Raw genomic sequence first — 10,542 nt, 5'->3', positions numbered from 1 at the left:
GCTGAGGACATGGGTCGCCTGGCTGAGCGGCTACGCGCGAAGCCGACGGGCGCCTGGACAGCCTGAAGACCCGGCGGTGCAGCGAGAAGCGGATGGGGTTTTTGCCGTTTGCGTCTTGAACACGTCCCGGTCGAAGAGCAGCCGGAGGAAGTGGGTGATCTTCCGGGAGAAGATGGCGGCGCAGGCCGCGTCGAACTTCGCGTACACGTCCAGCAGGCGGCACCCGGTCTGGTAGCGGATGTCGGGGCGGGGCCGGACGAAGTCGGAGTGGCCCGTCTGGACCCGGTACGAGCTGTCCGCCGTCTGCCAGGCGCGATCCTGCTCGGCGAGGATCTCATCGAGCACGGAGGCCGGGACCGCGTTGGAGATCTGCACGTAGCCCTTCTCGCGCCACTGCCGCAGCATCTCCGCGTCCTCGTCCGACACCATCCCGCGCTTGCGCCGCTCGGCCAGCAGCTCGTCGGCGTTGTGCAGGTCGGGCCAGAGGCCGCCGTAGCGGCTGACATAGGGCTTCGTGGGGGCGCTCATCAGGGTCTCCGAGTGTTGGCGGCGGAAGTATCAAGGGAATTCCGGAGTGACAAGCTCGCCGCTCAGCGCGCCGCCTGCCCGGTCTCCGCCGGCTTCTCCTCCCGGCGCTTGTGCTTCGGCTTGCGCACCTCGGCGGGGTCGGGCGGCTGGGTGTGCGCGCACTGCAGGAGGGAGGGAGGATCGAAGCACTGGAGCCGGAAGTCGTCCTTCTCGCACCGGCCGCGCGGAGTCGCCGCGCATTTCACCTCCGTGCGGTTGTTGTTGCAGTCATAGCCGCACGCGATGGCGGTCGAGGCCGTGAGGCAGGTGGGCCGTGGCGTCTCCGCGCCCAGCTCATGAAGGGTGGACTCCGGCGGGTCCCAGCACGTCAGCTCGCCGAAGTGCTCCCGGCACACGCCGTAGGGCGTCCGCGCACAGGCGACCTTGCCCTGCGTCACGAGGCAGTTGAAGCCACAGGCCGCCTCGTTGCCGATCGCCTTGCACTCGGGGCGCAGGCCCTCGTCGGGCGGGTGGTGGATGGCCGCGAGCGGCGGGTCGAAGCAGTACACCTCGCCGTGGAACATGCCGCACGTCCCATAGGGGGTGCTGGCGCAGCGGACGTCGTCGGCGCTCCTCTGGCAGGAGTAGCCACAGGCCGTCTTGCCATTGACGGACTCACACGTGGTGGGCGGAATCGTTGGGTGGGCGGCCAGCAGGGTGAGGCCGAGGAGCGTGAGGAGCATGGAGGGCACCCGGGAGGCAAGGGACGGAACCCCGACGTCCGCGGGGCCCGTTTATTCACGCCTCGCGTGCACTCCGTGGGCTCAGCGGGAGGGACGCTCGATGCGGCCGTCCGCGTGGCGGGCGAAGCGCCCCTCCTCACGCGGGTGCACCGGATCTCCCGACCGCCACGGCCAGCCCCCGAAGCCCGTGCGCTGGTAGTCGTTGAAGGCCTGCTGGATTTCCGCGCGGCTGTTCATCACGAACGGGCCGTACTGCACCACCGGCTGGCCAATGGGGCGCCCCTGCAGCATCAGCACCTCGCACGCACCGCCCACGGCCTCGAGGCGCACCGCCGCGTCGCTCCGGACCACGAGGGCCTGGTGCGCGCGGATGTCATGGTCCGCCACCTTCAGCGCGTCGCCCTCGAAGAAGTAGAGCGTGCGGTTGGCGCGCGGATTCGCGGCGGGCGGCAGCGTCCACACCGCACCGGCCTCCATGCGGACGGTCCAGATGGCCACGTCCGTGTCGGGGCGCGAGGCCCACGAGCGGGGTGGCGGCGGTGGCGCGCGGCGGCCCTCCAACTGGCCCGCGGCCACGGTCACCTCGGTGCGGCGGCCGGCCTCGTCCGTGAACGGCACACGCGGGATGTCCTGGTCCCAGAGCATCGTGAAGTGCGGCGGCGCGAGCTTGTCCTCGGCGGGCAGGTTGAGCCAGATCTGGAACAGCTCGGTCGGGTTGGGGCGGCTCGCGTCCACGAGCGGGAACATCTCCGAGTGCACCACGCCCGCGCCCGCGGTGAGCCACTGCACGTCCCCGTGGCCGAAGCGCGCCGCGGCGCCCAGCGAGTCCGAGTGGTCGATGAGCCCCTTGCGCACCAGCGTCACCGTCTCGAAGCCGCGGTGCGGGTGCCCGGGGAAGCCGGGGACGACCTCACCGTGGTACATGTTCCAGCCGTCCTTGCCGTCGAAGTCCTGGCCGATGTTGCGGCCCGCGAGCGAGGCCGCGGGCCCGAGGTGCTCGTTGCCGGCGGGGTACGCGTCGTCGTGGTGCACGCAGAACAGGAAGGGATCCGCGGTCACCCAGGGGAAGCCCAGCGGACGGGTCTCGATGAGGGGGCTCTTCATGATGGCTCCAGACGTAACGTGCTCGCCGCCAGGCCGCAGGCTCATCCTTCGTTTCCGTCCGGCGGCTCCCGCAGGCCCCGGGTGAGCCGTTTGAGGGTGTCCCGCAGCCGCGCCGCCTCCTCGAGCGGAAGCTGGAGCTTGCAGAGCATCTCCACGGGGACGGACGCCGCGCGGGCGCGCAGCTTCTGGCCGGCGGGCGTGAGCTCGATCAACACCCGGCGCTCGTCCTCGGGGGCGCGCTTGCGGACCACGATGCCGTTGGCCTCCAGCCGCTTGAGCAGGGGCGTGAGCGTGCCGGAGTCGAGCCCCAACGCATCGCCCAGCTCACCCACCGTGCGGGGGGATCGCTCCCAGAGTGCCAGCAGCGCCAGGTACTGCGGATAGGTGATTCCCAGCGGCTCCAGCAGGGGCCGGTACAGCCGCGTGATCAGATTGCTCGCCGAGTACACGGCGAAGCAGAGCTGATTGTCCAGCCGGCACAGCTGCTCCAGCGCCTCCGCGGGTACGGCCCCGCCCTTCTTCTTCTCAGCCATGCTGCCCCCTCGGACCCGATGCGCTTCTCGTAGTGCGCCATTATATGGGGTGCAATGGAATCGCGCGTCTTTCCCACCGCTTCCCTGGTCTCCAAGCGAGGGACTTCCTCATGCCGGTAATGGTTCCCCTCTCCGTCCTCGATCTCTCGCCCATCGTCGAAGGGAGCGATGCCGCCCGGTCGCTGCGCAACACGCTGGACCTCGCCCGCCATGCCGAGCGGCTGGGTTACCGCCGCTACTGGCTGGCCGAGCACCACAACATGCCCGGCGTGGCGAGCGCCGCGACCTCGGTGGTCATCGGCTACGTGGCCGGGGGCACCTCGACGATCCGCGTCGGCGCCGGAGGCATCATGTTGCCCAACCACGCGCCGCTGGTGATCGCCGAGCAGTTCGGCACGCTGGAGTCGCTCTACCCGGGCCGCATCGAGCTGGGCCTGGGGCGCGCTCCGGGCACCGACTCCGTCACCTCCCACGCGCTCCGGCGGACCCTGGCCGGTGACGTCGACTCCTTCCCCCAGGATGTCGTCGAGCTGATGAACTACTTCCGCCCCGCGGAGCCCGGCCAGCGGGTCCGGGCCGTTCCCGGCGTGGGCTTGAACGTCCCCATCTGGATCCTCGGCTCCAGCCTCTTCGGCGCGCAGCTCGCCGCGGCGTTGGGGCTCCCGTACGCCTTCGCCTCGCACTTCGCGCCGGGCCACATGATGCAGGCCATCGACGTCTACCGCAGCCGCTTCCGCCCCTCGGAGCAGCTCGAGCGCCCCTACGTCATGCTGGGCCTCAACGTCTTCGCGGCCGGCACCGACGCGGAGGGCCGCCGGTTGATGTCCTCCGTGCAGCAGGCCTTCCTCAACCTGCGCCGCGGCCAGCCGGGTCCCCTGCAGCCTCCCGTCGACCACTTCGAGGAGGGGCTGCACCCGATGGAGCGCGCGGGCCTCGAGCAGGCGCTGTCCTGCTCCGTCGTGGGCTCGCCCGAGAGCGTCCGCCGGGGACTGGCGGACTTCATCGCCCGCACCGGCGCCGACGAGCTCATGGTGACCTCCCAGATTTTCGACCACGCCGCGCGCGTGCGCTCGTACGAGATCGCCGCCGAGGCCCGTGACGTGCTCGCCCGCGCGGGCTGAGGCCCTTTCCCAGGGAATGAGACGTGGCCGGGCCCTCGCCCCGGCCTCTCCCGGCCAGATTATATTGCGAACAATTTGATTGTGACCTATCTGTCTCCCCGCGACACACGACGTCGGCACGACACAAGGAGAAGCACATGAGCCCCACGATTCTCGAGAAGCGCCTCTACACCGCGACGGCCACCGCTACGGCGGGGCGTGATGGCCGGGTGAAGAGCGACGATGGCCACCTGGATGTCGCGGTGGTGCCGCCGCGCGCGCTCGGTGGCAGCGGCGCCGGCACCAACCCCGAGCAGCTCTTCGCGGGTGGCTACGCGGCGTGCTTCGGCAGCGCGCTGGGGCACGTGGCCCGCGCGCAGAAGATCACCCCGGGGCCGGTCTCCATCACGGCGAACGTGACCATCGGGCCCGTGGGCAAGGGGTTCGGCCTGGCCGTGGAGCTCATCGCGTCCATCCCCGAGCTGCCGCGCGAGCAGGCCGAGGCGCTGCTGCGCGCCGCCCACGAGGTCTGCCCGTACTCCAACGCCACGCGCGGCAACATCGTCGTGGACCTGCGCCTCGCCTGAGCGGGGCCGGGTGACGCGGGCCGCGGCTCATCTCCACCCAAACGTCCAGGGGGGCGTCAGGTGGTGGGCAGCAGCACGCGGAAGCACGTGCCCTTGCCCACGGTGCTCTCCACGGTGAGCTCGCCTCCCATGGCGATGACGATGCTGTGGCAGATGGCCAGCCCCAGGCCCGTCCCCACGCCCGCGGGCCGGGTGGTGAAGAACGGCTCGAAGATGCGCTTCAGGTTCTCGGGCGCGATGCCGTGGCCGGTATCGCGGACCTCGATGACCACCTTGCCCGCCTCGGCGCGCACGAGCGCCTCCACGGTGTTCTCCGCCGGTGCGCCCTCGGGGATGGCCTGGGCCGCGTTGAGCAGCAGGTTGAGGAACACCTGCCCCAGGCGCGACTCGCTGCCGCGCACCGGCGGCACCTCCTCCACGTGCCAGACCATGCGGGCCCGGTGCTTGAGCTCCGGCATGGCCATGTTGATGGACATCTCCAGCGCCCGCCGGACATCCGCCCGTTCCTTCTCCGGGCCCGTGTCCTCGCCCCGCGCGAACAGCTTCAGGTCTCCCACCACGTTGCGGATGCGCGTGGTGCCCTGCCGCGCCTCCTCGAGCGCCTCCGCGCACTCCTCCAGCCGGGTTGCCAGCGGGGCGAGCTCGGGTGTGCCGGCGAGCGCCTGCCTCACCTCGGTCAGTCCCTCCTCGATGAAGTGGAGGTTGGAGGAGATGTAGCCCAGGGGGTTGTTCACCTCGTGTGCCACGCCCGCGGCCAACGTCCCGAGGGCCGCCAGCCGGTCCGCCTGGAGCAGGCTCAACTCGAGCGTCTTCTGCCGGGTGATGTCGCGGACCAGGAAGGCCACGCCTGGCCGGTGGGGCACGAGCATGGCATCGGCGCTGAACCACCGGAGTCCTTCCCCCACCTGCGCCGAGTACTCGAAGCGATCGGGCTCGCCTCGGGCCAGCACGCGGTGGATGCTCTCCATCGTCAGCGCGGCGGTCTGGGGGTCCATCACCTCGGAGATGTGGCGCCCCATGAACGCTTCCCGGGGCAGCACCAGCATCGAGTCGGAATGGGTCCACGCCGCGAGGTAGTGGCCGCCCGCGTCGAACTCGAAGACGAGGCTATCGGTGAGACCGAGGACCACCTGCAGCAACTGCTCGAGCGATTGCGGGGACTGGGGCACTGCATCACCGGGGCGCGAAGGCGCGAATGTCGCATCCAGGATACCAGGACCCGGCCCCCCGGGGCCATGTGGCCCGGCTCAGTCCTCCCTGGCCCCGGCCGCCCGTGGCTCGTGGGCGAGCACGCTCGCGCCCGGCAGGACCTCGGTGGCCTCTTCACCGCGAGTGCGGAGCGGGGTGGGCTCCGCCCGGGTCACCTGCTCCGAGCTCCGCGCCTGGGACCGGCTGCCCCTGCGCGCGAGCGCCTCCTGGACGATGCGGGCCAGCTCCCGCTGCCCGTGAGGGTAGGGGGCGAGCGCTCCCGTCATGGCACAGAGCCGCTCGCGCAGCTGATGGCCCCGGGGCGTGCGCTCCAGGACGCGCCACTGGAGCAGCTCCATGATGGCGGCATCCAGCTCGGCGGGGACGTCCGGGCGGAGGCCGGAGGGGGGCACGAGGAAGGGAGGGGGGGCGGCGCGCACCATGCCGGAGGCATCCTCGCCCTGGAAGACGCGCTGTCCCGTGAGCGCCTCGTGCAGTGTGAGGCCGAGCGCGAAGAGGTCCGCCCGGCCGTCGAAGGCCTGGCCGCGGGCCTGCTCGGGGGCGAGGTACCCCAGCTTGCCGCGCACCCGGTCCGCCTGGGTGAGCCGGACGTGGATGGCCGCCCGGGCCACCCCGAAGTCTCCCAGCCGTGGCTCTTGAGCAGCTCGCGCAGGGACAGGCCCTCGATGTACTCCATGGCCATGAAGTAGGTGTCCCCGAACCGGCCCACGTCGAGCACCTGGACGATGTTGGGGTGGCACAGCAGCGAGCCCAGCTCCGCCTCCCGGCGGAAGAGCGTGACGAAGTCCTCGTCCTCGGCGTAGGCCGGGAGGATGCGCTTGACGGCCACCACCTTCTCGAAGCCACCCTCCGGGCTGTAGGTGGCGCGGAACACCTCGGCCATGCCTCCCACGCCCAGCCGCTCGTGGAGGAAGTACTTGCCCAGCAGATCCTTCTCGCGGACGGCTTGCAGCGCCTCCTCGGCGCGGTGCGTGAGGTAGCTGGCCACCAGCGCCGCGAGCCAACCGGTGATGAAGTAGTAGGCGGCCCGCAGCGCGACGAGCGGCGGGGTGAACATCAGGGGAACGGGCTCGGCCAGCCGGGGCCAGGCCAGCAGCATGTAGAGGAGCATCGTCTCGGCGGCCACGATGCCCCCGGCGAAGAGGGCCAGGTGGCGGTTGCCCCGCAGGGCCGCGAGCACGATGGTCGCGCTCCAGAGCACGGACATGGGGTTGGTCAGTGCCTGCTCGACGGTGCCGAAGGCGATGTCGCAGGTGAAGAGGAACGCGCCGGTGGAGGTCTCCAGGGCGACGTTGACCCAGTGGATGGCGGGGTGGAACCAGCCGCGCCGCAGCATCCAGGACAGCCACCCGTAGTAGACGGTGAAGAAGGCACACAGGCCCGCGACGGACAGGGCCCGGGGCCAGCCGATGCGGCCGCCCAGCGCGAGCGTGGAGAGGATGAAGAGGCCGGTGACCAGGCTGATGAACCGGGTGACGGTCGCCTCGCGGGCGGCGGCGTCCGCCCGGAAGTGCTCCGCGAGCAGCTGGGTGCCGAGCGGCGCCGGGGTGCCTGGAGGGTTGGAGTGAGGCATGGCTGCCTCATTCTCTTGCAGCCGGGGCGGCAAGGCGAATGCGGACGCTCCGTGAGAAGGCCTCAGGGCTCGCGGGGGAGCTGGCGCACCTGGAAGCCCTTCCGGGTCAGCAGGGCGAGGATGCCTTCCTCCCCCACGAGGTGTCCCGCGCCCACCACGGCGAAGTGCGTCTCCGGCTGGTCGAGCATCGCGGCCAGCTGGTCCGCCATCCGCCGGTTGCGGGTGAAGAAGAGGGCCTCGTAGAAGGGCCGCATGGAGGGGTCGTCCGCCCGCTCGAAGAGGGCCCGCGCCAGGGCGTCGGGGTTGCCGCCCTGCCAGGCGGTGGCGATGCTCGCCAGGCTCTCGGCCGTCTGCGAGGACTGCTGGAGCTGCTCCCGCAGCATCAGGTCCTGCACGGAGTCCGGCATGCCGGCGAGCATGCGCATCTGCTCCTCGACCGTCTCCAGCTCCACGATGCGCTGGGTGCCGCGCGCCTTCGTCAGCAGCATGCGGTCGATGCCGCCCTCCTCCGAGTAGCCGGCCCGCTGCATCTCCAGGAGGGAGAGCGTGAGGGACAGCAGCCAGGGCCGCATGCGCTCGACGGCGATCGCCGGGAGCCCCGCCTTCTGGATGGCCTCGGGCAGGAGCGCCTTCGTCTCGGGGCTCAGGTGCGCGCTCAGCGCATCGGGATGGGTGAAGGTGCCCAGGCTCAGCATGAGCTGCTGGGTCTTCCCCGGGTCGGCCTTGTCCGGGTCCAGCTCCACCACCAGCGCCTGCGAGCGCGCGAACGCGGCCTCCATCGACGGCGGGAAGACGAACTGGCCGGGCCGGCCCAGGTGGACCGAGCCGGTGAGGTAGAGCCGCTTGTCCGGAGCGCCCGGGCGCGTCACCTCCCAGAGGAAGGCACGCTGCTCCGTGACGGCGGAGCTCGTGGAGGCGGGACGCTCCGCGGAGGTCGTGGCACAGGCCGTGCCGAGGAGGGCGAGGAAGGCGAGGAGCAATCGGTTCGGGCGCATGGTGGGTCCGTTGAGGGGGGTGCATCATGACCGGAGCGCAACGGCCACGCACCCGGAGTTCCGCCGATATGTCCTGTCACCCTGGACGTTCAAGAGCTCGGATGCGCTCGATGACGCTCGTTTCGATGGGGCTCATGCTCCTGCTGGCCGGCTGCGCCGCGGGGCCGAAGGGCTCGGGGATTCCCGACGAGGAGGCCATCTACGACGCGCCCCTCGAGGAACTCTGGCCCTCCGTCCGGCGGTTCTTCGCGGACAACCCCCTGTCCTTCCGCGAGGACACGAGCAACTTCGTGCTGGAGACGGAGTGGCGCGAGGAGTTCGGGGGCTCGAAGGTGTCGGGCTTCTGGCACCGCTACCTCGTGCTGGGCAAGCGCGAGACGCCCACGCGCGGCAAGCTGTGGATCATCCGCGTCACCCGGAGCGCCCACAGGACGCTGGCCACCGCGGGAGACGAGCTCGACTGGGGCGTGAACCGGACGGTGGGGCAATCGCCGGGGGCGGCCGATGCCTCGGGTTGGAGCATGGAGGACCAGGCGGAGTTCCAGGATGGTCCCATCGGGGAGAACGCCATCGTGGCCGGCTCGGCGCAGGGCTCGCGCGACCTGGTGATGGAGTGGAAGGTGTTCCACGCGGTGGCGCCCACGCTGGCCCGGAAGGCGCCGGAAGGGAAGGCGGAGACGGAGGTCGCGAAGGTGGAGGCACCCGAGGTGAAGGCGGCGCCCGTACTGGCGGTGGAGTGCGGGCTGCCCATCATCGGGTTGTCTCCGCAGGTCACGCCCGGGGGGGTGATGCTGCTGGGCGAAATGCACGGCACGCAGGAGGTGCCGCGCTTCATCGCGCAGGGCGCCTGCCAGACGGCCTCGAACGGGACGCCCGTGACGGTGGGGCTGGAGCTGCCGGTGGAGAACCAGGAGCGCGTGAGCACCTTCCTGCGCAGTGCCGGCTCGGAGGACGATTGGCTGAAGCTGATGGAGGCGCCCTTCTGGCGCAATCCCTATCAAGATGGGCGGAGCAGCGAGGCCATGGCGAACCTGCTGGAGCAGCTGCGCCAGCTGCGGGCCCGGGGGCTGGACGTGGATGCCTTCGTGTTCGACCACCCGGGGCTGAAGGGGCAGGCGCACGAGGACGCCATGGCCGCCACGGTGCTCTCTCGGGTGCGCGAGACGCCGGGACGGTTCTTCCTGGTGGTGTCCGGCAACATCCACCCGCGCACCCGCCAGGGGCTGCCGTGGGATGCCAGCTACCGGCCCATGGGGCTGCGGCTGTCCGGTCAGCTGCAGCACGTGGTGGCACTGGACATGGCCTATGACAGCGGCTCGGCGTGGATCTGCGCGGTGGAGGGCGGGACGCAGGTGGAGTGCGGAGTGCGGCCCGCGCGCGGCAAGGACAACGGAGATCGCTTCTTCGTGCACCGGTTCGACAGTCCGAACGAGGCGGGCTACCACGGCGTCTTCTACGTAGGAGCTGTTACGGCCTCGCTGCCGGCGGTGCGCCGGGGACTGGGCCGCCCCGGGTCGCCGGACAACTCGCTCCAGCCGCCAGTGAAGCAAGGGGACGCGCTGACTTCACGCCGTTAACGAAAAGATGCAGCTGTGAGCGCGGCCCATTTTCGTTGTCGGAGGTTGTGCTGCGAGCAGCGTCGTTTGTCAGCGGTTACCTCATTCTTCATCACTATCCATCGGCTTGGGGGGTACCCAATCGGTAGAGAACTCCGGCAAGAGGCGTCCACGCTGACCGAAATTCTGGACTCGGAGTGTAGGTCCACTGTAGTGGCTGATGTTCCGGGAATTGTAGGGTGGCGTGTGCCAGAAGATCGTTAGAGCTTCTGTGTCGCGCAGCAGTTGCTTCCAATCGGACCAGTCTTTCGGCTCATGTTTATAGTCCTTCGGGTGGAGTAGACCGAGTCGCACTTGTGCATCACTGTTGCTTGAGAGCCAGTTACTGAGGTGCTGATTGATGCGCTCGGCAAAACTCAGGTGCTCTGCCTTGCCGATATACAAAAGGGACTGAGGGCCGAACACTTCGTGTATCCCATAGATTTGATACAGGCCGAAGTTGTCGTCGTACTCGGGATTGACAGGCACCTTGTCCGGAGCAAATGGGCCTATCCAATTGATTCGGACGAGTCGTGGCTGATTCATTTGGTTTCCTTTTAATGAAATTACTGTGCTGCATTGGGTTCAGCGAAAGA

Annotated in this window: 11 protein-coding genes and 1 pseudogene; 3 read left to right on the top strand and 9 right to left on the bottom strand. The window is 69.9% G+C overall.

The window, feature by feature from the left end:
* Nucleotides 1–30: 30 nt before the first annotated feature.
* From AC16DP_RS44225 to AC16DP_RS44210, 4 genes are all read right to left on the bottom strand, one after another.
* Nucleotides 31–528: a hypothetical protein gene (locus AC16DP_RS44225; RefSeq protein ID WP_329726997.1), complete on the bottom strand. Its 498-nt coding sequence runs from the start codon at nt 526–528 to the stop codon at nt 31–33.
* Nucleotides 529–590: 62 nt separating this feature from the next.
* Nucleotides 591–1,250 (bottom strand): hypothetical protein, encoded by a 660-nt coding sequence (locus AC16DP_RS44220; RefSeq protein ID WP_329726996.1) that lies wholly within the window; start codon nt 1,248–1,250, stop codon nt 591–593.
* An 81-nt stretch (nt 1,251–1,331) separates the two neighbouring features.
* A complete protein-coding gene (locus AC16DP_RS44215) occupies nt 1,332–2,354 on the bottom strand; it encodes a pirin family protein (protein WP_329726995.1) in 1,023 nt (340 codons plus the stop codon).
* Nucleotides 2,355–2,395: 41 nt separating this feature from the next.
* Entirely contained in the window at nt 2,396–2,887 is a 492-nt protein-coding gene (locus AC16DP_RS44210) for a MarR family winged helix-turn-helix transcriptional regulator (RefSeq protein WP_329726994.1), read from the bottom strand.
* Between the two features lie 119 nt (nt 2,888–3,006).
* Here AC16DP_RS44210 and AC16DP_RS44205 point away from each other — a divergent pair, with 119 nt between their 5' ends.
* Both AC16DP_RS44205 and AC16DP_RS44200 read left to right on the top strand, forming a co-directional pair.
* Entirely contained in the window at nt 3,007–4,008 is a 1,002-nt protein-coding gene (locus AC16DP_RS44205; protein WP_329727001.1) for an LLM class flavin-dependent oxidoreductase, read from the top strand.
* A 137-nt stretch (nt 4,009–4,145) separates the two neighbouring features.
* Nucleotides 4,146–4,574, top strand: a complete 429-nt coding sequence (locus AC16DP_RS44200) for an organic hydroperoxide resistance protein (protein ID WP_329726993.1) — start codon at nt 4,146–4,148, stop codon at nt 4,572–4,574.
* Between the two features lie 56 nt (nt 4,575–4,630).
* On the opposite strand, the gene AC16DP_RS44195 is transcribed toward AC16DP_RS44200, so the two are convergent.
* The 4 genes and pseudogenes from AC16DP_RS44195 to AC16DP_RS44180 all read right to left on the bottom strand — a co-directional run bounded on the left by AC16DP_RS44195 (nt 4,631) and on the right by AC16DP_RS44180 (nt 8,351).
* The gene (locus AC16DP_RS44195; RefSeq protein ID WP_329726992.1) at nt 4,631–5,743 is read right to left on the bottom strand and encodes a PAS domain-containing sensor histidine kinase; all 1,113 of its coding nucleotides are present in this window, start codon (nt 5,741–5,743) and stop codon (nt 4,631–4,633) included.
* 78 nt (nt 5,744–5,821) lie between these two features.
* Nucleotides 5,822–6,121: a hypothetical protein gene (locus tag AC16DP_RS44190; protein ID WP_329727002.1), complete on the bottom strand. Its 300-nt coding sequence runs from the start codon at nt 6,119–6,121 to the stop codon at nt 5,822–5,824.
* Nucleotides 6,122–6,265: 144 nt separating this feature from the next.
* Nucleotides 6,266–6,666: pseudogene (locus tag AC16DP_RS44185) on the bottom strand (protein kinase); the annotation flags it as partial.
* 752 nt (nt 6,667–7,418) lie between these two features.
* Nucleotides 7,419–8,351: a TraB/GumN family protein gene (locus tag AC16DP_RS44180; protein ID WP_329726991.1), complete on the bottom strand. Its 933-nt coding sequence runs from the start codon at nt 8,349–8,351 to the stop codon at nt 7,419–7,421.
* A gap of 101 nt (nt 8,352–8,452) precedes the next feature.
* Between AC16DP_RS44180 and AC16DP_RS44175 the strand changes: the two genes are divergently transcribed.
* Nucleotides 8,453–9,928, top strand: a complete 1,476-nt coding sequence (locus tag AC16DP_RS44175) for a hypothetical protein (RefSeq protein ID WP_329726990.1) — start codon at nt 8,453–8,455, stop codon at nt 9,926–9,928.
* Between the two features lie 81 nt (nt 9,929–10,009).
* Here AC16DP_RS44175 and AC16DP_RS44170 read toward each other — a convergent pair whose 3' ends face one another.
* Nucleotides 10,010–10,492 carry a hypothetical protein gene (locus AC16DP_RS44170; protein WP_329726989.1) on the bottom strand — a complete coding sequence of 161 codons (483 nt, stop codon included), beginning with the start codon at nt 10,490–10,492 and terminating at the stop codon, nt 10,010–10,012.
* Between the last annotated feature and the right edge of the window lie 50 nt (nt 10,493–10,542).

This window comes from Archangium sp. (assembly GCF_057119385.1).
The sequence above is the reverse complement of the archived record's forward strand: the minus strand, read 5'-3'. Positions and strand labels throughout refer to the sequence as shown.

Coding starts and splice junctions, on each gene's coding strand:
- AC16DP_RS44225 (WP_329726997.1), bottom strand. CDS start 528: ATGAGCGCCCCCACGAAGCCCTATGTCAGCCGCTACGGCGGCCTCTGG.
- AC16DP_RS44220 (WP_329726996.1), bottom strand. CDS start 1,250: ATGCTCCTCACGCTCCTCGGCCTCACCCTGCTGGCCGCCCACCCAACG.
- AC16DP_RS44215 (WP_329726995.1), bottom strand. CDS start 2,354: ATGAAGAGCCCCCTCATCGAGACCCGTCCGCTGGGCTTCCCCTGGGTG.
- AC16DP_RS44210 (WP_329726994.1), bottom strand. CDS start 2,887: ATGGCTGAGAAGAAGAAGGGCGGGGCCGTACCCGCGGAGGCGCTGGAG.
- AC16DP_RS44205 (WP_329727001.1), top strand. CDS start 3,007: ATGGTTCCCCTCTCCGTCCTCGATCTCTCGCCCATCGTCGAAGGGAGC.
- AC16DP_RS44200 (WP_329726993.1), top strand. CDS start 4,146: ATGAGCCCCACGATTCTCGAGAAGCGCCTCTACACCGCGACGGCCACC.
- AC16DP_RS44190 (WP_329727002.1), bottom strand. CDS start 6,121: ATGGAGCTGCTCCAGTGGCGCGTCCTGGAGCGCACGCCCCGGGGCCAT.
- AC16DP_RS44180 (WP_329726991.1), bottom strand. CDS start 8,351: ATGCGCCCGAACCGATTGCTCCTCGCCTTCCTCGCCCTCCTCGGCACG.
- AC16DP_RS44175 (WP_329726990.1), top strand. CDS start 8,453: ATGCGCTCGATGACGCTCGTTTCGATGGGGCTCATGCTCCTGCTGGCC.
- AC16DP_RS44170 (WP_329726989.1), bottom strand. CDS start 10,492: ATGAATCAGCCACGACTCGTCCGAATCAATTGGATAGGCCCATTTGCT.